This window comes from Myxococcus sp. CA040A (assembly GCF_013336725.1).
GTDB classification, from domain to species: Bacteria; Myxococcota; Myxococcia; order Myxococcales; family Myxococcaceae; genus Myxococcus; species Myxococcus llanfairpwllgwyngyllgogerychwyrndrobwllllantysiliogogogochensis.
Genome location: NZ_JABUMR010000006.1, coordinates 668,986 through 690,771, shown reverse-complemented (window position 1 = coordinate 690,771; position 21,786 = coordinate 668,986). Strand labels below are relative to the sequence as shown.

15 protein-coding genes are annotated in these 21,786 nt (G+C 67.3%); 12 read left to right on the top strand and 3 right to left on the bottom strand.

Features of this window, described 5'->3' with window-relative positions; translation table 11 throughout:
• The 3 genes from HUA75_RS28950 to HUA75_RS28940 form a co-directional block, all read left to right on the top strand.
• Positions 1 to 1,044, top strand: a 1,044-nt coding sequence (locus tag HUA75_RS28950) for a DUF4215 domain-containing protein (RefSeq protein WP_174488204.1), incomplete at its 5' end; no start/stop codon positions are given.
• A 377-nt stretch (positions 1,045 to 1,421) separates the two neighbouring features.
• Positions 1,422 to 2,708, top strand: coding sequence for a DUF4215 domain-containing protein (locus HUA75_RS28945; RefSeq protein ID WP_141646696.1), 1,287 nt, complete (start codon positions 1,422 to 1,424; stop codon positions 2,706 to 2,708).
• A 384-nt stretch (positions 2,709 to 3,092) separates the two neighbouring features.
• A complete protein-coding gene (locus tag HUA75_RS28940; RefSeq protein ID WP_254627803.1) occupies positions 3,093 to 4,547 on the top strand; it encodes an EGF domain-containing protein in 1,455 nt (484 codons plus the stop codon).
• Positions 4,548 to 4,628: 81 nt separating this feature from the next.
• On the opposite strand, the gene HUA75_RS28935 is transcribed toward HUA75_RS28940, so the two are convergent.
• On the bottom strand, positions 4,629 to 4,799 hold the full coding sequence (locus tag HUA75_RS28935; protein WP_174488202.1) for a hypothetical protein: 171 nt from the start codon (positions 4,797 to 4,799) through the stop codon (positions 4,629 to 4,631).
• 555 nt (positions 4,800 to 5,354) lie between these two features.
• Here HUA75_RS28935 and HUA75_RS28930 point away from each other — a divergent pair.
• The 6 genes from HUA75_RS28930 (at position 5,355) to HUA75_RS28905 (ending at position 15,518) form a co-directional block, all read left to right on the top strand.
• A complete protein-coding gene (locus HUA75_RS28930; protein WP_174488201.1) occupies positions 5,355 to 5,720 on the top strand; it encodes a VOC family protein in 366 nt (121 codons plus the stop codon).
• Positions 5,721 to 5,920: 200 nt separating this feature from the next.
• Complete coding sequence (locus HUA75_RS28925) at positions 5,921 to 7,261, top strand: CapA family protein (RefSeq protein ID WP_174488200.1); 1,341 nt, start codon at positions 5,921 to 5,923, stop codon at positions 7,259 to 7,261.
• Between the two features lie 120 nt (positions 7,262 to 7,381).
• Entirely contained in the window at positions 7,382 to 9,679 is a 2,298-nt protein-coding gene (locus HUA75_RS28920) for a membrane dipeptidase (protein WP_174488199.1), read from the top strand.
• 432 nt (positions 9,680 to 10,111) lie between these two features.
• Positions 10,112 to 12,238, top strand: a complete 2,127-nt coding sequence (locus tag HUA75_RS28915; RefSeq protein WP_371746226.1) for a putative metal-binding motif-containing protein — start codon at positions 10,112 to 10,114, stop codon at positions 12,236 to 12,238.
• A 116-nt stretch (positions 12,239 to 12,354) separates the two neighbouring features.
• On the top strand, positions 12,355 to 13,221 hold the full coding sequence (locus tag HUA75_RS28910; protein WP_174488197.1) for a tetratricopeptide repeat protein: 867 nt from the start codon (positions 12,355 to 12,357) through the stop codon (positions 13,219 to 13,221).
• A complete protein-coding gene (locus HUA75_RS28905) occupies positions 13,218 to 15,518 on the top strand; it encodes a putative metal-binding motif-containing protein (protein WP_174488196.1) in 2,301 nt (766 codons plus the stop codon). The genes HUA75_RS28910 and HUA75_RS28905 overlap by 4 nt, the downstream gene beginning before the upstream one ends.
• Here HUA75_RS28905 and HUA75_RS28900 read toward each other — a convergent pair.
• Positions 15,503 to 16,810 (bottom strand): chloride channel protein, encoded by a 1,308-nt coding sequence (locus tag HUA75_RS28900; RefSeq protein ID WP_174488195.1) that lies wholly within the window; start codon positions 16,808 to 16,810, stop codon positions 15,503 to 15,505. The two genes, HUA75_RS28905 and HUA75_RS28900, sit on opposite strands and share 16 nt — an antisense overlap.
• Before the next feature lie 221 nt (positions 16,811 to 17,031).
• Here HUA75_RS28900 and HUA75_RS28895 point away from each other — a divergent pair, with 221 nt between their 5' ends.
• Complete coding sequence (locus HUA75_RS28895) at positions 17,032 to 18,120, top strand: SGNH/GDSL hydrolase family protein (RefSeq protein ID WP_174488194.1); 1,089 nt, start codon at positions 17,032 to 17,034, stop codon at positions 18,118 to 18,120.
• A gap of 93 nt (positions 18,121 to 18,213) precedes the next feature.
• Here the strand turns inward: HUA75_RS28895 and HUA75_RS28890 are convergent, their stop codons facing one another.
• The gene (locus tag HUA75_RS28890; RefSeq protein WP_174488193.1) at positions 18,214 to 19,137 is read right to left on the bottom strand and encodes a hypothetical protein; all 924 of its coding nucleotides are present in this window, start codon (positions 19,135 to 19,137) and stop codon (positions 18,214 to 18,216) included.
• 95 nt (positions 19,138 to 19,232) lie between these two features.
• Between HUA75_RS28890 and HUA75_RS28885 the strand changes: the two genes are divergently transcribed.
• Both HUA75_RS28885 and lnt read left to right on the top strand, forming a co-directional pair.
• Positions 19,233 to 19,889 carry a hypothetical protein gene (locus HUA75_RS28885; protein ID WP_174488192.1) on the top strand — a complete coding sequence of 219 codons (657 nt, stop codon included), beginning with the start codon at positions 19,233 to 19,235 and terminating at the stop codon, positions 19,887 to 19,889.
• Between the two features lie 2 nt (positions 19,890 to 19,891).
• Entirely contained in the window at positions 19,892 to 21,520 is a 1,629-nt protein-coding gene (gene lnt / locus HUA75_RS28880; RefSeq protein ID WP_174488346.1) for an apolipoprotein N-acyltransferase, read from the top strand.
• Positions 21,521 to 21,786: the final 266 nt, after the last annotated feature.

Sequence of the window (21,786 nt, the reverse complement as noted above, 5' to 3'; positions counted from 1 at the left end):
GGGCAGGCGGCGACGCTGCTGAGCCTGCTCAACACGGCGCTGGTGCTGGATTTGGGAGCGGGTGAGGAGGGAACGGGTGACTTGCGAGTGTATTACCAGGGCCTGTCGCTGGCGCTGGTGGCGCAGGTGGACTTCCTGAGGGCGAATGGGACGCTCATCGGCTCCAGCCCTGTGCATCTGGTGGAGCTGGGACTGGGGACGCACGTCGCGGTGGCGACGTACCCGGGGAACGAGCCCTATCGCTACGTGCGTCTGCGGGGCGCGCTGCTCGCGCTCTACCTGGTGGACGCGGTGGAGACGTCCATCCGGCCCTTCTGTGGTGACGGGGTACTGGGAGGCGTGGAGGCCTGTGACGACGGCAACCAGCTCTCCGGAGATGGCTGTAGCAGCGTCTGTCAGGTGGAGACGGGCTACACCTGCGCGGGCCAGCCGAGTGTCTGTACGGACATCGACGAGTGCGCCCTGGGCACGGACACGTGCGATTGGGGAGAGGTGTGCGTCAACACGCCCGGAGGCTTCGAATGTGAGGAGCCCGCGTGCGAGCCGCCGCTCCTCGTCTGCGGCGAAACCTGCGTCGACCCGCGCACGGACAACAACAACTGTGGCGGCTGTGGCAACGTCTGTGTCCAGGGGACGGCCTGTTCCTCAGGCGTGTGCCTGGGTACGGGCAATCTCCAGTTCACCGCGACCTGGAGCCGGAGCGGAGACGCGGACATCTACGTGAGGACACCCACGGGCAAGCTCATCTACTTCCTCAACAAGGGCCCCAGTGAGGCGACGGACTTCGGCCAACTGGACGTGGATTCGAGAGGGACGGGACCCGAGAACATCTTCTGGGCCGCGGACCGGACGCCGCCGAGCGGCACCTACAACATCTGTTTCGAGGCGTTCGCCTTCGGCCCGGCTCCCTTGAGTTTCACCATCGTGGTGCGGCGCCCGGGCCAGCCGGATGTCAATTTCTCCGGAACGTACACTGCTCGCGCGGTTGTCCAGCAGTGCATTCCAGGCGAGTCTGGCTACGCCGGCTCCATTACCTATCCTTGAGACGCGAGAAATGACAGACACCGGCCCGCGAGGGGATATCGCCCCACGCGGGCCGGTGGTGGATGGACAGGGCAGCGCTCGTCTCGTGGGGCCATTGAGCTGCTGGATGCGTGCGCTGGCGAGAATTGCGCCTGCGGGCTTGCTGGTGCTGCTTGGAGGCTTGAGCCATGCCCGCACCGCTGGCGCATGCATCATGAAACACACGGGACTGGGTAGCTGTCCATTGTCCCTTCGCACATGTCTGCTGCTGGCCGGAGGACGTTGCCAGCCAGTGTGTCACGTGTATGAGCTGTGGGGCGCGAGCGGTCATGCGATTCATTCCGTGAGGCAGCGTGGCTCATTCCGGGTCTCGCCCTATGCCTCGGGGGATGCATCCCATGAGTATGCGTACAAGTGCGCTGTTGTCGTGGGGACTGAGTGCGACGTTGGCGTTGTTGCTGGGTTCTTGCGGAGTGGAATCTCTCGATGAAACGGAGCGTCCGGGAGGTGATGGGGAGTTGACGCAAACGAGCCAGGAGTTGGCGTGGGACCCGTATGCGGACGCGGTGGCGTCTGGCACCACGGGGACGGTGCTCAACGCGAGCGCGGCGCTGGGAGCGCCGGATGGGCAGGCGGCGACGCTGCTGAGCCTGCTCAACACGGCGCTGGTGCTGGATTTGGGAGCGGGTGAGGAGGGAACGGGTGACTTGCGAGTGTATTACCAGGGCCTGTCGCTGGCGCTGGTGGCGCAGGTGGACTTCCTGAGGGCGAATGGGACGCTCATCGACTCCAGCCCGGTGCACCTGGTGGAGCTGGGCGTGGGGACGCATGTGGCGGTGGCGACGTACCCGGGGGACGAGCCCTACCGCTACGTGCGCCTGAGGGGCGCGCTGCTCGCGCTCTACCTGGTGGACGCGGTGGAGACGTCCATCCGGCCCTTCTGTGGTGACGGTGTGCTTGGCGGCGTGGAGGTCTGCGACGACGGCAACCAGCTCTCTGGAGACGGCTGTAGCAGCGTCTGTCAGGTGGAGCCGGGCTACACGTGCGCGGGACAGCCGAGCGTCTGCACGGACATCGACGAGTGTGCCCTGGGCACGGACACGTGCGCGCCGGGAGAGGTGTGCGTCAACACGCCCGGGGGCTTTGAGTGCGAAGAGCCCGTTTGCGAGCCGCCGCGCATCGTCTGCGGCGAAGCCTGCGTGGACCCGAGCACCGACAACAACAACTGCGGCGCCTGCGGCAACGTCTGCGGCGCGGGGAAGGCCTGTACCGCGGGCGTATGCGTGAGCACGGGCAATCTCCAGTTCACCGCGACCTGGAGCCGGAACGGAGATGCGGACATCGCCGTGAGGACGCCCACGGGCAAGGTCATCTTCTATGGCAACAGGGGCCCCAACGCGGCGACGGACTTTGGCCAACTGAACGCGGATTCTGGCCTGAGGGGACCCGAAAACATCTTCTGGGCCCTGGACCGGACGCCGCCGAGCGGCACCTACGACGTCTGCCTTCTGTCGGAGTTCGTCGCCCCCCGACCCTCGCCCGCGGCCCCCCTGGGCTACGCCATCAAGGTGCGGCGCCCGGGCCAGCCGGATATCGACTTCACTGGCACGCTCACGGTGCCCTCGTCGCAGGAGAATTGTGCGCCTGGACTCGCCGGCTACGCCGGCTCCATTCCCTATCCTTGAGACACGGGAAATGACAGACACCGGCCCGCGAGGGGATGTCGCCCCGCGCGGGCTGGTGGAGAGTCCAACGGGAACCCTGTCTCGGAGTGCTGGGTGAGGGCCGACGCATGGCTTATCCAGGCCCCGGGGCGCTAAGGACACCCACGTACTTCATGTCATGCTTTGGGCGGGAAGGGTGTCGCCTGGCTTGCTCCGCGCGGAAATTCCCCATCTGGGCTGTCTGATGGAACACGGGTAAAGCAGGTAAAATAGGGGGCGGCACTCACGGAAAAACCTTTCATGCGTTCCATACGCAAGGCGGGTGCTCGTGGTGGATGGTTTCACCGGAGCGCTTCGTCCCTTCAGCTGGATGGAATGGAGCAGAACATGAAAGTCAGTCGCGGTATGTCTATGACGCGCGGGTTGCGCGCGGCCCTGGCGTTCGTCGTTGTCGGTGCGTTCGGTGCGTGTGGCGCCAACCCCGATGAAGAAGTGCTCTTCGATGCTGAGAGTTCGAGCGAGGTGTCCGCGTTCGCGGGCGACCCGTATGCCGATGCGGTGGTGCAGGACGGGCTGCTCGGTGTGAACAACCCCCAGAACGCGGTGGGCGCGCCGAATGGGACCACGGCCAGCTTCCTGGGGCTGCTGGGGGCCTCGCTCACGCTGGACATGGGCGCGGGCGAAGAGGGGACCGGGCCGCTGCGCATCTATTACCGGGGGCTGAACCTGGCGGTCATCGCGCAGGTGGAGTTCCTGGGGACGAACATGCAGGTCATCTCCACGGGACAGGCGCAGTTGCTGGACCTGGGGCTGGGGACGCACTCGACGGTGGTGTCCTTCAACAACCCCACGCCCTACCGCTACGTGAGGCTGCGCGCCGGGTTGCTCGCCATCTTCCAGGTGGACGCGGTGGAGGCGACGAGCATCGTGAACACGGTGGTCTGTGGCGACGGCATGGTGGGCACGGGCGAGGGATGTGACGACGGCAACCGCGGGGCGGGGGACGGCTGTAGCGCCAACTGCGCGGTGGAGCCGGGGTACACCTGTCAGGGCCAGCCCAGCGTCTGCCACGACGTGAACGAGTGCACCAACGGCACGGCGCAGTGTTCGCCGAATGCCTACTGCACGAACACGCCGGGCAGCTACACCTGCACGTGCAAGCCGGGCTACTCGGGGGATGGCTGGACGTGCAATGACATCAATGAGTGCACCAACGGGACGGCCCACTGCCAGCCGGGCGAGCAGTGTGTGAATACGCCGGGGAGCTACTATTGCCAGCCGGGGACCTGCGCGCCGCCGCGTGTCCAGTGCGGCTCGCAGTGCGTGGACGTGTGGTCGGACGAGCACAACTGCGGCTCTTGCGGCAACGTCTGCGCGGCGGGGAAGACCTGCAACGCGGGGGTGTGCACGGGCGGTGGTGGGGGCATCGCGCTGCAGGTCACCGCGACGTGGGGCCGTGACGGGGATGCGGACCTGGTGGTCCGGACGCCGACGGGGAAGCTCATCTACTACGACAACCGTGGGCCTGGGCCGAGCACGGATGGGGGCGAGCTGGACCAGGACGCGTCGGGTGGGCGGGGGCCGGAGAACATCGTCTGGAACCCGGGCTTCACGCCGCCGAACGGCACGTATGACATCTGCCTCAAGGCGGCGGGCTTCTCGCCGACCGCGTCGTCGGAGAACCCCGTGCCCTACTCGGTGACGGTGAAGCGCGCGGGGCAGTCGGACCAGGTCTTCACGGGCGCGGCCACCAGCGCCGACGTGGGGTCCGCGTGCTACCCGTGCCACCCGTCGTACGTCGGGTCCATCACGTACCCGTCCGGTGTCAGCGGCGGCGGCGAGCCGAACTGCCCGCTGTGAGCTGACGGTGGTTTCACGGTGGGCGCGCGAGCCAGGTGCCGCGCGCCCACCGGTGTTTCCCGGTGCGGAGGCGCAGGCGACTCAGGGCGTGGTGCCGTACTCGAAGCCCAGTGAGCCCGGAAGATGGAGATAGACGTAGCGGCGGGTCTCCTCAGAAGTCGGCATCGAGTCCCCTCGAAGAACGAACCCGCTACGGACCGCGCGGACCACATCCAGGGGCATTGTCTCGGGAGTGAGGTTCTGACGGGGCATGGTTCAATCGACAGGGTGTAGGTCGCTGTCAGATCCAATCGAGTGAACTGAAAGAGAGATAAAAATCAATCTATTGAATGCTTGCGCGCGGGATCGCGGCTTGAGGTGCTGGCCTGCTGGCGAGCTCGACGCCGGAGGGAGTCACGGACGTCGCGGGAGTCGCGACGTTGGTCGTGACGAACCTGTTGTGACTCCCGTCGTTCCCGAGGTTTGAGCCGCGCGTTCAGGACCCGTTTGAGGATGTTGCTGTGTGCGTGGCGGCATGGAGGTCAAGCTCGCGCCTGTGAAGGCACGTAGGCCGCCGCGTCGTTCCACTGCGGCAACTCCAGCGCGCGGTCTAGACTTCCTCGAACTCCGCGCCTGTGACCTTCGCGCGCTCCAAAGCCACCGTGGTGGTGTCCTCCCGCGCGGTCCTGCCGTATCCTCCGGACCGGTCGAAAAACGGCGGACCGGTTCGGTGAGCCCCGGTCACTCCCATGGTGGGAGCGCTTGTTCCTCCTTCACGGATGAGAACCCCCGGCCTTGTGGGCATCGCCATGCCCCGAGGGTCTCACCATGAAGCTGAACCACATCGACCTGCAGGTCCCCGACGTCCAGTGCACCGCGACGTTCTTCGAGCGCTTCTTCGGCTTCGAGCACACCAGCAACCGCGCCTCCCCGGCCATCGCCATCCTCACGGACCGCGAGGGCCTGGTGCTCGTGCTCCAGCGCCTCAAGTCGCCCACGGAGAAGTACCCGGAGGGCTTCCACATCGGCTTCCTCGTCGACGACGAGTCCACCGTGCTCGGGTTCCAGGAGCGGGCTCGCGCCGAGGGGCTCGAGGTCAGTGACGTCATCCGCAACAACCGGGGCACGATGGTCTACTGCAAGGCGCCCGGTGAGCTGCTCGTCGAGGTGAACGCCAGCCCACGCGCACGCTGACCGGAGGATGGCGCCGTGCGCGAAGGCACGGCGCTTCCCCTTGATGGGGCGCGCGCTGCCTGCGACGAGCGCGAGACGCGGTGCGTGGCGGTGTCGAGACGTCACCGTGCCGGAGCGGCGTCCACGGGGCGGGCCTGTAGCACCCGGGTCAACGGCCAGGGATTCCGCGTCCGTGGAGAGGGTGGACTAAGGTGGCGGGCGTGCCTTCGCCCGCGCTGTTGCTCATCCCGCTGTTGTTCGCCGCCGCGCCCGCCACTCATGTCGAGCTCGTGTTCGGCGGGGATGTGATTCCGCACGGCGAAGTGAAGACGGTGGCGAAGCTGCACGCGCGCACCGGGCCGGTGCCACCGACGGGCGGCGTGGCGCCGTCGCTCAACAATGAAGGCTGGGACCATGTCTTCGGTCCCATCGCGGACGTGCTGCGCACCGCGGACGTGGGCGTCATCAATCTGGAGACGCCCGTCACGGACAACAAGAAGGCGGTGACGCGGGAGCTGCTCTTCAACGCGCCGTCGGCCATGGCTCGAGCGCTCGCCGCCTCGGGCGTGAAGCTCGTCTCCACCGGCAACAACCACGCGAGGGACCAGCTCCCCACGGGGCTGGTGGAGACGCTGCGGCACCTGGATGCGACAGGGCTGCGCCACACGGGCACGGGCGCGACGAAGGCCGCGGCCTGGGAACCTGTCTTCATGGACGTGCGCGGGATGAAGGTGGGCTTCCTGTCCTTCACGCGCCTGCTCAATGGCTTCAGCAATCCCAAGGACGCGCAGGCTCCGCACGTGGCCTTCGTGCCGTATCCCATTCATCGCCTGCACCGGGGGCTCACCACCGACGAAGCGGTGGAGCAGGTCCGAGCCGTGGCCGCGCGCTGTGACGCGCTCGTGGTCCTGGTGCACTGGGGAACCGAGTACGCCGACACCCCGAACCCCCAGGACCGCGAGCTGGGTCGCGCGCTGCTGGACGCCGGGGCGCTGGCCGTCATCGGTCACCATCCGCACGTGCTCCAGCCGCTGGAGGGCTACACGACGGCGGACGGGCGGCGAGGGCTCATCGCCTTCTCCCTGGGCAACCTGGTGGCGAACCAGGACCGCTTCTACCGCCACGCGCCGGGGAAGAAGGGCGAGGCGGGGGACAAGCGGGACTCCATGCTGCTGCGAGTCTCACTGGCGCGCTCCTCGCCCGGGGCGCCCGTGGTGCTGGGAGACGTGGCGGTGCTGCCGGTGTGGATTGAGAACAACGCGGTGGGGCGCAAGGCCCGGGAGCGCCGCAACATCCAGCCGGTGCTCATCGACCGGGAGCTGGAGGCGGTGAGGGAGCGACTCGCGGCGCTGGCGGCTCGGCCCGCGCCGCTGGACAAGGCGACGCTCGCGGAGAAGGCACTTCTGGAGAAGCGTCTCGTCGGCTCCCAGCACCGGCGGGAGCGAATCCTCCGCATGCTGCCCGAGGGCTTCGCCGTGGCCTCCTCCGAGCTGCGCCAGCGCACGGCCTTCGTACCGCCCGCTCCCGGGACTCGGAGCCTGGCGACCCAGACGCCGCCGTAGCCGCCGGACTTCGCGACGCGGTGCAGCACCGTTGCGTCAGTTACGGCATGGCGACGTCCGGCTTGAACTTGGGGTGTGGGCTGGCGCTAAGTGGGGGTTTCCACTTGCAGGGAGTCCCCCATGTCCCTTTCGCGTCGTCTTCGATGGTGTTCCACCTGGGTGCTGGCCATGGCGTTGTCGTGCGTGCCGGTGGAGGAGGAGGGACAAGCGCCCGCCGAGCCCGTGGGCACCCAGCAGCAGGAGCTGGGCGTGCCGGGCTTCGCGGAGCTGCATCACCACATGTTCGCGGAGGAGGCGTTTGGCGGGGGCTGGTTCCACGGCACCGTCACGGACGCGCTCACGCGGTGTGACGGCGGGTGGCCGGAGAGCGACCACGCTCGGGTGCGGATGGACCTGAGCCATCTGCTCAACCTGTGTCCGAATTCGAGCAACATCGACCTGCGCGGGGTGCCGGTGCTGTCGCAGTTGTTCGGCGTCGCGGGCGCGGTGGGTTCGGAGTTCCTGGGGAAGATTGAAGGCACTCAGGGCGACACGGGCCTGCATGACGGGCGGCGCAACCCGAACACGGAGTGGCCGCGCTGGGACACGATTGCGCACCAGCAGTCGTGGGAGGGGTGGCTGCGGCAGGCGCACCAGGGCGGCATGTCGCTGGTGGTGGTGTCGGCGGTGAGCAACGGCTTCTTGTGTGAAGCGCTGCCGCCGCAGAACCGCACGCGGCCGTGTGACGAGATGATGGATGTGGAGGTGCAGTTGCAGAAGGCGCGCGAGTTCGCGGCGACTCGCGACTGGGTGGACCTGGCGCTGACGCCGGCGGACGCGCGGCGCATCATCTCCGAGGGGAAGCTGGCGATGGTGCTCTCCATCGAGACGAGCAAGCTCTTTGGAGCGAATGACTGGCGCGCGGAGCTGGAGCGCTTCCACGGGCTGGGCGTGCGCACGTTGCAGCCGGTGCACCAGTTGGACAACCGGTTTGGTGGCGCGGCGCCGCACAACGCCATCTTCCAGGCGGCGCAGTTCCTCGAGAACTGTCACATCGACACGGACTGTGGGCTGACGGTGGGCGGGATGACGCTGGGCTTCGACGTGGACGGCAGCTGCCGCAACGTGAAGGGCCTGACGGCGGAGGGGCAGTCGCTGATGCAGGCGATGATGGACAAGGGGATGCTCATCGACCTGGCGCACCTGTCGGAGAAGAGCGTGCGGGATGCGTACTCGGTGGCGGAGCGCAACAAGTACTACCCGCTCTATGTGAGCCACGGGCACTTCCGCGAGGTGATGAACGGGAAGCTGGCGGAGAACGAGAAGACGACGCCGGCGTGGGTGGTGCAGATGTTGCGGCGCACGGGCGGCATGTTCGGTCTGCGCACGGCGCATGACGAGACGCGGACGTATACGAAGTCCGGCGTGGCGAACAACTGCCAGGGCTCCACGCGTTCATTCGCGCAGGCGTACGAGTTCGGTCGTCAGGGTCTCAAGGTTCCGATGGCGTTTGGCGCGGACTTCAACGGGTTCATCCAGCAGACGCGGCCGCGGTTTGGAGATGACGGGGCGTGTTCGGCGGGGTTCCAGGCGGAGGCGGACGCGCAGGCGCGTCAACAGACCTTGCAGGGGCCTGGGCGGTTGGGGACGGCGTTCGACGAGCAGGGCCTGGCGCACGTGGGCCTGTTGCCGGACATGGTGCGTGACTTGAGCAACCTGGGGGTGAACACGGCGGGGCTGACGGGCTCGGCGGAGACGTTCATCCGGATGTGGGAGCGCACGGCGGTGACGCGCACGGGGATGGCGGACGCGGCGCTGGATATCGACACGACGGGTGTGGCGGCGTGGGTGAAGCCGGAGGACCGGGAGGCGGCGTACCCGACGGTGTGTGGGAAGGCCTATTCGCCGGACAGCAAGGAGATGAACCAGGAGTGCCGGTTCGACGACGAGTGCTTGAGCGAGCAGTGCACGTCGGTGTTGTGCAGCACGTTCGATGGCCGGTGCGTGTGCAACGGGGACGAGGATTGCGGCGGCGTGGGGTACTGCCAGAAGGACACGCCGGGGAATCCGGCGGACAACGACTGCGTGCCGAAGAAGACGGACTGGACTTCGTGCAGTCGGGATGGGCAGTGCCAGTCGGGGTCGTGTGGTGGGTGCGCGGACGCGGTGGGGTGGTGCTTCACGCCGAGGTCGAAGGCGTACGGGCAGACGTGCAAGTCGGATAACGAGTGCACGACGGACCGGTGCAGCGCGGACTGCTATCTGAATCCGACGGGGAGTTGCCTGTGTGACAGCGACTCGCACTGTGGTGCGAGCCAGTACTGTGGCTGGGGGTTGAACTCCGGCAAGTGCCAGAACAAGAAGGGCCGAGGGGCGGCATGCGGCTCCGGGCGCGAGTGCCAGTCGGGGACGTGTCGCTGGTCCTTCACGTGTAAGTAGGCGTCAGCCTTGGGGATGCCGGGGGCGGAGGAGCCCCTGGCGTCCCGGGTGCGGGTGGGTGGGCTCGGAATCTTGGAATGCTGGGAGAGGGGGGCAGGGGCCTGTGTGCCTGGACGGCCGGGCCGGAGTTTTCCGAGAGGGGTGAGGGCGAGGGGGCGGGAAGCAAGAGGGGAGCGCGAGCGGGGGGGAGGCTGCGGTAGAGTGCGCCCCATGCGTCGCCTTGCCTTGTGCCTGCTCCCTTTGCTGGTCCTCGCGTGCTCCAAGTCGAAGGAGCAGGCGGCGGTCCGAATCCCCGTTGAGTACACCTCTGGATTCAATAAGGGGTGTTTCAAAGTCGTCGTCCAGGATGTCGCGAAACCGGAATTGAATCTGGAAGAGGTCGCCGCGCCGATCAAAAGCTCGGTTTGGGGAGGTCCTTCCGCCGTCTTGCCGGTGTTTGTGGTCAAGAAAGACGGCTGGGGCAACACGTTCAAGGTGACGGTCTCCGCGTACGAGAAATCGTCGTGTACCGGCTCCGGGGAGACGTTGGCCGTCGCTGGCCAGCAGGTCGATAGCGCTGAGAACGTGTTCGAATTCCCCAGCGAAGACGTCAAGGACGTGTCTGCGTTGACGCTCACGACAGTCGACTCAGACGATGACGGTTTCGTTTCCATTTCCGCCGAGAAGAAGGGAACGGACTGCGCCGACAACGACCCCATGAGGAACCCCGGGCAGAAGGAACTCTGCGACGACAAGGACAACAACTGTGTCGGTCCGGCTGTCGGTCCAGAGGCTGACGAGGGGCTCCCCAAAGTGCCCATGTTCCTTGATGGGGACAAAGATGGGGTTGGTCGCGAGGCCACCACGCACTGCGTGCCGGAAGCCGGTGTCACCGGTTATGCGACTGTTGGCGGGGACTGCAAGGACGACGATGCGGACATCGCTCCGGGCAAGACGGACATTTGCGATAACAAGGACAACAACTGCGACGGGGCCACGGACGAGAACGACGACAAGGACTGGTACAAAGACTTCGATGGGGATGGGGCGGTCGATGAGACCTCGCTCGTGGTTCAATGCGACAAACCCGACTCCCTGATCCACCGGCCCGCGAACCTGGCCTTTGACTGCAATGACCAGGATGGCAACAACACGCCAGGCAAGGCGGAGTCGTGCGACAACGCCGACAACAACTGCGACGGGACTGCGGATGAGGCGTTTCCAACGAAGGGCACGTCGTGCAACCTCCCCAGCGTGAGCTGCGCTGGGACGTGGGTCTGCACGGGGGACAAGTTGGCCGTCGAGTGCAACGCGAGGGCGCCGAGGTTGTTCTACCCCGACCGTGACGGTGACGGAGACGGAGACCAGAACGCGACGGTGGACGAAGTCTGTGCGAACGAGACGCCCCAATTGGGCCACGTGGAGAACCTTCACGGGGATTGCGATGACGTGGACCCCGCGGCGAGGTCTGGCCTCGCGGAGGTGTGTGACGCCATCGACAACAACTGCAACGCGGGCGTGAGCGACGAGCCGCTGTCGTGCGGTGGCACGCTGAGGGACGTAGTCAGCTATCACCTGACTTCAGGCAGCCAGGACTGGAAGACGGTGGCGGTGGGGCAGGGAGGATATCCGGTCTGGGTCGCGGGCCATGGCGGCAAGCTGGCGGTGCGCAAGGCGGCCAACCAGAAGTTCGAGAGCTACAGCTTCGGAGACACCGCGAATCCGTCGCCTCCTGACGGGAGCCCTCAGCTCAACCCGAACAACTGCGGGGACCACAACTGGACGGTCTCCTGGGTGGACTCTCAAGGCCGTGTGATTTTGGGCGGCGAGGGAGGATGGGTGGCGGAGCATGCAGGGACGAGTGCCCCCTGTGGGCCGGGGACTTTGCCCACCTCACAGAACATCACGGGAATTGTGGGCTTCGAGTCTGGAGGGGTGAGAACCGTCTACCTGTCCGACACGAATGGGCGTCTGTACAGGTGGGTGGTGGGTGGTGCTGGTAATCCATTCACGGAGCTGAACGACAACATCAACAACCTCTACGGCCTGCATGCCCTGCGAGAGGACTTCATGCTCGCGGTGGGAGGCACCACAGGGCCGGATAGGCAGCGGTTCGGGTCCTACGCCGTGACGACTGGGACGACCCCGACTGGTGCCCCCACAGCGCACACGGCCAACCCCAACAACGTGAGTGGTAAGGCCACCGCGGTGTGGATGGGAGACGCCGACAAGGCCTGTGCGGTGGGAGAAAATGGGGCTGTGTGGCGTTGGGACGGCGCGACGACGTGGGACAAGACAGACGCCCCATCGGACTTCGAGTTCACCAGTGTGGTGATGCGTTATGACACGCTGAACGCACAGAACCCGCTGAACGAGCAGTGCTACATGGTGGACAAGCGCAAGGGAGGAACTGGCGGCAAGCTGCACCGGCTGACGCCGTATGGCTGGGCCAAGGGCCCGGACCTGACCGGGAGCCTGGCGAATGTGCCGTTGAACGACATCGCCATCACGGAAGCCGGACACCTGTGGATCGTCGGTGAGGACGGCCGGGTGTTCCACTACCCGGAGCCGTCGCCGTAACTGTCGCTGTCGGTCTCCGCCACGCTTCGGGCCTGAATGGCCGGAGCGTGGTGACCTGGACAGGAAAGTCCTGTCTGGATTTTCTGGAGGCCTGTGTTTGGACTTAGAGTCCGGGCATGTCCAAGTCATGCCTGTGGGGGGAATGCCTGGCGGTCTTCGTTTGCGTGTCAGTGGCGATGCCGCTGAGCGCGCACGGGGCCGAAGGTGAAGTCCAACGTCAAATCACGGAGGCCATCCGTCTCTACGAGGATCTCGAATACGAGCGGGCGCTGGAGCGACTGAAGCACGCCAGTCGCCTGCCGCATGGCCCTGACGAAGCGGTCTCCCTCTCCCTGCTGCGAGGCATTGTCCAAGCGGACATGGGAAGGTGGGAGGCGGCGCGCAAGGACTTCCGCGAGGCGCTCCAACGCCAGCTCGATATCCAGCTTCCCTTGCACGTCTCGCCCAAGGTGAGTCGCGAGTTCGAGACGCAGCGCACCAAGGTCCGCGCGTCAGTGGCCGGTCGACGCGCGGATTCGCCGACAGCGCCCACGGCGGCGGTGGAGGTCGCGCCAGTGAACGCGAAGCCCCCGACCAAGGAGACCGAGGTCGCCGTGACTCACCTGATGCCTCCCAGCAAGGAGGACGGAGTCCCAGAAGCGTGGGCACCAGGCGGCGTGGAAGAAGAGTCGGCGCGAGCCTCCCAGGGGGTGCGCCTCGCAGGACGACGGGTGCCAGTGGTGAGCTGGGCGTTGCTGGGCGCGGGAGTCGCGGCGGGTGGAGTGGGCACGGTGTTCGGCCTGTCGTCGCGCAGTCAGATCGACGATGCGCGGTCTGCTCAACTCCAGGAGGACCTTGAGTCCCACCATTCACGGGCACAGAGCAGTGCTCAGACCGCGAACATCCTCTTTGGCGCCGCGACGGCTGCCGCGGTGGGAGCGCTGGCGACGTGGCTCTTGATGGACTCCTCCGAAGCGACCGTGGCCGAGGGAGGTGTGCGATGAGCCGCTTGGGATGTCTGGTCGTCGTGAGCTTGCTGGTGCTCGGAGGCTGTTCCGTGCCAAGCCTCGAGGACCTCGAGGCCGAGAGGGGCGTTCGCATCACGGTCGACTACTCGCCGAGCTTCAAGACCGGGTGCATCGTGATGCGAACCCAGGATGAAGCGAATCCGGCGAACTTCACGGAGCAGACCGTCGAGGGCAGCGCTCTCTCTCGTCAGACGCCGCCATTGGAGCTGAGGGCATTCCGCAGGGGGGATTGGAGCAAGAAGGTGCGGGTGACCCTCACCGCGCACGAGCAGACCTGCGCGGGCAAGGCAGTGGACCGGGTGGAACTGGTGGGGGAGGCCGGCAGGTCACTCGCGGCGGTGCTCGCCACTCCTGATGCGGACGGTGACGGGTACGTTGCCATACTGGGGAGCAATCGCGGGGGGACGGACTGCGACGACACCGACGTCATGAATAGCCCCGGGCAGCCGGAGATCTGCGACGACAAGGACAACAATTGCTCAGGCGCGGCCGACGAGACGCTGACCCGAGTGGCCATGTTCCGTGACCGGGACAATGACGGCGTGGGTAGTGAGTCGACCATCCACTGCGTGCCGGCGGCCGGTGTCACTGGTTATGTGAGTGTTGGCGGGGACTGCAAGGACGACGATGCGACCATCGCTCCGGGCAAGACGGACGTTTGCGATGACAAGGACAACAACTGCGACGGGGCCACGGACGAGGGCAGCGACAAGAACTGGTACCAAGACGGCGACCAGGATGGTTCGCTTAGTGCGGCCACGGGCAAGGTCCAGTGTGGTCAGCCTGACGCATCCTATCGTCAACGGTTTCAGAGCGAGGCCTTCGACTGCAATGACCATGACGGCAACAACACGCCGGGCAGGGTGGAGTCGTGCGACAACGCCGACAACAACTGCGATGGGAGCGCGGATGAGGCGTTTCCAACGAAGGGCACGTCGTGCAACCTCCCCAGCGTGAGCTGTGCTGGGACGTGGGTCTGCACGGGGAACCAGTTGGCCGTCGAGTGCAACGCGAGGGCGCCGAGGTTGTTCTATCCCGACCGTGACGGAGACGGAGATGGAGACCAGAACGCGACGGTGGACGAAGTCTGCGCGAACGAGACGCCCCAAGTCGGCCACGTGGAGAACGTCCACGGAGACTGCGATGACGTGGACCCCGCGGCGAGGTCTGGCCTCACGGAAGTGTGTGACGCCATCGACAACAATTGCAACGCGGGCGTAAGCGACGAGCCGTTGTCGTGTGGAGGCACGTTGAAGGATGTGGTCAGCTATCACTTGTCTTCAGGCAGCCAGGATTGGAGGACGGTGGCGGTGGGGCAGGGAGGATATCCGGTCTGGGTCGCGGGTCATGGCGGCAAGCTGGCGGTGCGCAAGGCGGCCCACCAGAAATTCGAGAGCTACAGCTTCGGAGACACCGCGAATCCGTCGCCTCCTGACGGGAGCCCTCCGCTCAACACGAACCACTGTGGGGATCACAACTGGACGGTCTCCTGGGTGGACTCCAGTGGCGCTGTGATCTTGGGCGGTGAGGGAGGATGGGTGGCCAGGCATACTGGGACGAGTGCTCCCTGTGGGCCGGGGACTTTGCCCACCTCACAGAACATCACAGGAATGGTGGGCTTTGAGTCCGGCGGGGTGACGACCGTCTACCTGTTCGACACGAATGGGCGTCTGTACAGGTGGGTGGTGGGCGCTGCCGGTAATCCATTCACGGAGCTGAACGACAACATCACCAACCTCTACGGCCTGCATGCCCTGCGAGAGGACTTCATGCTCGCGGTGGGAGGCACCACAGGGCCGGATAGGCAGCGGTTCGTGTCCTACGCCGTGACGACTGGGACGACCCCGACTGGGACCCCCACGGCGCACACCGCCAACCCCAACAACGTGAGTGGTAAGGCCACCGCGGTGTGGATGGGGAACGCGGACAAAGCCTGCGCGGTAGGAGAAGGCGGGGCCGTGTGGCGTTGGGACGGCGCGACGACGTGGGACAAGACAGACGCCCCATCGGCGTTCGACTTCACCAGCGTGGTGATGCGGTACGACGCGCAGAACCCACAGCACCCGCTGAACGAGCAGTGCTACATGGTGGACAAGCGCACGGGCGGATTTGGCGGCAAGCTGCACCGGCTGACACCGTATGGCTGGGCCAAGGGCCCGGACCTGACCGGAAGCCTGGCGAACGTGCCATTGAACGACATTGCCATCACAGCAGCCGGAGACCTGTGGATCGTCGGTGACGACGGCCGCGTGTTCCACTACCCGGAGCCGTGACCTCCCGGTCCTGAATCCCCGGGCCCACGTGGCCCGGGGGCCTCCAGCTCCCGCAGCGGCACCCACCGCTCCAGCAGCGGCCCGCCGTGCTTCCTCCGTCCAATCCGCTGCGACGGATAAATCCCCCGGTGGCCCGTCAGCAGATACGCCACCGTCGACACAACCATCACGTGCGGCAGCACCCCCGCGCCCACCAGTTCCACCGCCATGATGGACAACGCCAGCGGTGTATTCGCCGCCGCCGCGAACAGCGCCGCCATCCCCACCGCGGCCCCCAGGTCCACCGGCAAGCCCAGCACCCGCGCCAGCACGTTCCCCAGGCTCGCGCCAATGAAGAACAGCGGCGTCACCTCTCCGCCCAGGAACCCCGAGCCCAGCGTCACCACCGTGAACGCAAGCTTCCACGCGAAGGCGGACACCGGCAGCGCCGGGTCCTCGAACGCTCGGATGATTCCCGGCACCCCCAACCCCAGATACTCATCCGTCCCCACCCACAACCAAAGCAACACCACCGCAGTCCCACCCATCGCCATCCGCAAAGGCAACCACCGCACCCGCCGCTCCAACAGCGCCTTCAGCCGGTGCAGCCCCTCCACGAACACCACCGCCACCACCGCCACTCCCACCGCGAACACCAACCACTTCCCCAACACCTGCGCCGTCAGCGGCAACACCCCCGGCACCGGATACACCGTGTGGTGAATCCCCAGCCCCCGCGTCACCAAATCCCCCACCACCGAAGCCACCAGCGCCGGCAGCAGCGCCTCGTAGCCGAGCCGCCCCACCACGACGACCTCCAACCCAAACACCGCCCCCGCCACCGGCGTCCCGAACACCGAGCCAAATCCCCCCGCGATTCCCGCCGCCAAGAGCTCCCGCCGCAAATCCGCCCCCGCACGGAACCGGTGCGCCACCCAGTCCGCCAGGCTCCCGCCCATCTGCACCGCGGTGCCCTCGCGCCCCGCACTGCCGCCAAACAGGTGCGTCAGCACCGTCCCCACCAACACCATCGGCGCCATCCGCAGCGGCACCTGCGCATCCCCCGTGTGCACCGTGTCGAGCACCAGGTTGTTCCCCCCGCGCACCGGCCCGCCCCACTTCGCGTACACCGCCCCCAACACCCACCCCGCCAACGGCAGCGCGTACACCAGCGCGCCCTGTCGCTCCCGCAGCTGTGTCGCCGCGTCCAGCAGCCACAGGAACCCCGCAGACGCCACGCCGCACACCACCCCCACCAACGCCCCGAGCACCAACCACTGCCCCAGCACTCGCGCTCCTCCCGTCCACCTCACCGCGCCTCCCTCCGAGACTGTTGAAACATTGTGAAACACCGCGTCATACGTCGCGGCGCGTCAGGAATCAGACAACCCAAGGGCGCGACACTTTGGGTTCCATGCAATCCGCGAATTCTGACTGCTCGCGTTATTCCAGTTTGCGGGTGATTCGCGAATCGACGGCGTGTAGCGTTCGGTTTCCCCCTACATTCCCCCAGCGGGAAGAAAAGAGAGCGGGCATGTCCTTCCGTCGCAATGGGCTGTCCTTCGTCGCCGTTGTCGCGGCCGCCACGGTGAGTGGTAGCGCGATGGCGAGCACCATCAACCAGAACACGTCGTGGACCATCGACCGGTCCACGTCCACGACGAAGTATCGCGTCGTGGCTTACGGCGACTCCATCTATGCGGGCTACAACGGTGGCATCGGTGGCGTGGCGCGCCGCGCGGCCCCCGTTGTCCAGGGCGAGTACCTGGCGAAGCTGTGGAACACGGACATCGAGGTCATCCGCCGCACGAAGTCCGGCGCGCGGGCCGACGACATCTACAACAACAAGATTGTCTCCGAGCGCTCGTACATGCAGACGGCCAACACGCGCGCCGTGATGTTCGAGATGTGCGGCAACGACTACCTGCAGGCGCGCAGCGCCTTCACGGACCAGACGGGCACCTGTAACTACAGCGGCCTGGAGGCGGCGCTGGCGGCCTGCACCACGTACACGGAGAGGGCCATGCAGGCCATCAACCAGTACGCGACCTCCGCCAAGGTCAAGATTGTCTCCAACATCTACTACCCGGGCTTCGCCGCGGACAACGTCCAGACGGCGTGCCGTGACTCGGCGACGGGTGCCACCATCAACAAGCAGGTGAAGTTCCTCCCCCTGCTGGCCCGCAGCAACTGGCGCACCTGCAACCTGGCGGCGCGGTACGGCTTCCAGTGCGCGGACTCCTTCGCGGAGATGATGGGCGCGGACTACGACTCGAACGGCGACGGCCAGGTGGACTCGGCCGCCCTGCGCTACGTCGCGGGTGAGACGGAGGATGCGTATGTCGCTCGCATCACCGGCGCGCTGCGCTCCACGCTGCGCGACGCGAACACGCACTTCGTCAACGCCAGCACCAGCTACGACTACATCCAGTCGGACAACACCCACCCGACGTACTTCGGCACCACCATCAGCGTGAGCATCTTCTCCGGCTCGGGCTCCGGCACGGGCGCGCCCCAGTTCACGGACGCGCAGGTGGTCGACGGCAAGAACCCCGAGTGGAACAAGACGGGCCACGAGCGCATGGGCTGGGAGAGCGCCCGCTTCAACCCCACCGCTCCCTGATGCTCGCACCCGCGTCGGGCGGGTGAGCTTCACCTCGAGGCCTCCGACTCTCGCGAAGAGTCGGGGGCTTCGTCGTTTCCGGCGCCGCTCATGTCACATCAGGAAGCGCGACGCGGTGAAGGCCATGATGCCCGCGTAGTACCCGAGCCGGCAGAGCCACTCGACGCCCCTGCGCACGCCACGAGTCCACGAGGGCGCGAAGCGCGCCGCCGCCAGCGACACCAGCTCCGCCACGCCCCGCCAGAAGCACGCGATGAGCAGCAGGCTCAGCGTCACCGGCGCGTAGTAGCGACCGAACGAGAGCAGATAGGCCTTCAGCCCGTTGAGCTGGTACTCGCCGAACGGACCGCCGAAGGCGATGTACTGGTGCGCCCGGAAGAAGATGCCCGCGGGCACGAGCGGGAAGACGACGAGCTTGAGCACCAGGTGATACCAGCGCTTGCGCCACAGCTCCCGGCGCGCCTGCCCGTAGCGGACCAGCGGATGTGTCACCGCTGTGCCCAGCGAGCCCTCGCGTCGAGCGAGCGCCTCCAGGAGCGGCACCGCGTCCTCGGCCTCCAGGCCGTATCCGAGCGCGCGCCCTGACTTCAGGCGCAGCGTCAGCCCGGGCCCAGGGAGTGGCAGGCGCCAGGGACGCACGGACTCCACGGCGTCGAGCGGAATCTCCAGCCGGGCGCCGTCGCGCAGCGTGAGCGTCAGGGTGCTCGCGCCCACCTCCAGCGTGGCGCGGGCGCGCGAGCGCAGCACGGCCACCAGGGCCACGGGCAGGCCTCCGCCCAGGACGAGGCTCCAGACGAGGGGCTCGGCCTTGAGCGTCTCCGCGCCCTCGAGGATGTCCCACAGCAACCAGGCGGTGAAGAAGAGCAGGCTGCCCACGGTGATGAAGCGGGCCGACATCGCCACGCCGCGTCGCGCGGAGGTCCAGGCCTGGAGCGTGAAGCGCTCGGGCTCGACGGTGGGCGAGGCCGTGGGCGGCGGCGCGCTGACAGGGAGGGTGTCGACGGAAGGGGAGCTCATGGCGCGAGGGGCGGGGAGTGGTCGCCGGGAGTGGCCACATTGCCTCGGCGAGAGGGTGTCCGTAGCATACGCAGCGCGGAGGTCTCACGGCGAGCATGCGGCCGCAGCACCCATCCCCTGAACGGCGTGTCGACCGTGACGGCGTCACCCATGTCGCCCCGACTCGCGCTTCCCCTGGAGGCGGTGTCGCGCGGTGGCTGGTGGGCGGCGCGCTCGTCTTCACCGTGCTGTGCATCGCGTTGAGCGCGTGGCTGAGCGCCTCCGACGTGGAGGTGGAGGACACGCCCTATGTCGAAGCCCCGCCGCCGCCCGTCACCGCGCCTGAGCCCGTGGTGGCGCGCGCGCCCGCGCGCAGGCCGCCGGCGAAGGAGCCGCTGCTGGGGGATGCCACGCCCGTCATGGGGGAGCCCACCGCCCCGCCCGCGCCCGCCACGGAGCCCGACGTGCCCACTTCCGGCCCCACGGGGATTCAGCTCTATCGCCCCGGCACCAAGCCGCTCAAGCGCGGCCTCGTCGTGCCCGAGGGCTTCGAGTTGCCTCCCGGCTATGTGCGCCACTACCAGTCCACGGACGAAGGTGAGCGCGTGGAGGCCATCCTGATGTTCCATCCGGACCACCAGCCCGTGGATGCGAACGGGCAGCCGCTGGAGATTCCAGAGAATCGCGTGGTGCCCGCGGAGCTGGCGCCCCCAGGCATGCCCGTGCGCATGCTGGAGCTGCCGAAGTCCGACGAGTCCAAGGACACGCCTTGAAGATGCTGGGGCGTGAGGAGGCGTCATCCGGCCGGCGCTTCTCCGGGGGCCTGGGCGCCGTCCTCGCCACCACCCTGGCGCTGTGGGTGTTCTCGCTGCTCCGGATGCCGTGGACCCTGCTCGGCTGGGTGGCGCTGGTGCCGTGGCTGGTGGTGGTGGACCGGGCCCGCTCCTCGCGCGAGGCCCTGTTGCTGGGCGCGGGGCTCAGCGTCACCTTCAGCGCCGCCGTCCTCGGGTGGTTTCCGGGCGCGCTGCAGTCGTATTCGGGCGCGCCGCTGTGGCTGTGCTGGCTGTTGATGCTGCTCCTGGCGCCGGTGTTCCAGCTCCAGTTCCCTGTCACGGCGCTGGCGCGGCAGTTGGCGCGGCGCGCGGTGGGGAATCGGGCCGGGTGGTTGCCGCCCATGGTGAGCGTGCTGGTGTACGTGGGCGTGGAGTGGCTCGCGCCCAAGCCCTTCGCGGACACGCTGGGGCAGGGCTTCGTCTACTCGGAGCGACTGCGGCAGTTCGCGGACGTCGCGGGCGCGCCCGGACTCACGCTGGCGCTGCTGTTCGTCAATGAGTGTGTGTTCGCGATGGGGCGCGCGTTCAGGACGCGCGGGGCTCCGGGCGCGCTGAAGCCCCTGGTGGCGGCGGTGGCGCTGGTGGTGATGATGCTGGGCTATGGCTCCTTCCGCCTCGCCCAGTATGTGGTGGAGCGGAGCACGCAGACGGCGCTGGTGGTGGGCGCGGTGCAGGCCAACATCATCAACTACGAGAAGCTCAAGGCGGAGCACGGCACCTACGAAGTGGTGCGGATGATTCTCGACACGCACTACGCGCTGTCGGACTCGCTGCTGCGCGAGGCTCCGCTGGATGTGCTCATCTGGCCGGAGACGGTGTACCCGACGCCCTTTGGCGTGCCCAAGAGCGAGGCGGGCGCGGAGCTGGACGCCGAGATTTCCGCCTATGTCGCCGCGCGGAACGTGCCGCTCATCTTCGGCTCGTATGACGTGGAGGGCGGAAAGGAGTTCAACGCCGCCATGTTCCTGTCACCGGGAGACAAAGAAGGAGAGGCCCCGACGCGCAAGGTGTACCGCAAGTCGAAGCTCTTCCCGTTGACGGAGTGGGTGCCGGAGCTCATCGACTCTCCGGGCCTGCGCGAGTGGCTGCCGTGGACGGGACGCTGGTCGCCGGGCGCGGGGCCGCGAACGGTGCTGCTGAAGCGGCGCGACGGGCGGATACTCAGGGTGGCGCCGCTCATCTGCTACGACACCCTCTTCCCCTCCTATGTCGCGGACGAGGCGACTGCCACCGCGGACCTGCTGCTCACGCTGTCGAATGACTCGTGGTTCGGGGGCACGCCCGGGCCCAGGCTGCACCTCACGCACGCGGTCTTCCGCAGCATCGAGACGCGCCGGCCCCAGGTGCGGGTGACGAACTCGGGCGTCTCCGCGCTCATCGACGACACGGGCGAAATCCTGACGGAGATTGGCGATGGCCAGCGCGGCACCGCCGTCATGCGCGTGCCCTGGCACACCGCGGGTTACTTCCTGGCGCGGAGGTGGGGCAATTGGCTGGGGCCCGTGGCGCTGGTGATGGCGGTGGCGCTGCTCGGCGGCGCGGTGCTCGGTGGACGGGGCGAGCGGTACTGACGCGGCGGCGCGGTGCTCGGTGGACGGGGCGCGCGGTACTGACGCGGCGGCGCGCGGGTCATCGGAGGTGTTGCTCGCGACGACGCTCGCGGACTGCATGGTGCCCATCGCGGGCCGTGACGGGGTGAGGCCGTCGCGGAGAGGGGCCACCGCCGAAGTGGCTCTGCTCGCTCCAGGACAGTTCGCCACCCGACAGCGCGTCTGCGTGACACATCCTCGCGGCGGTGCGCGGCTGGCCGTTGTCGGCCCGCACCTCCGGAATTAGA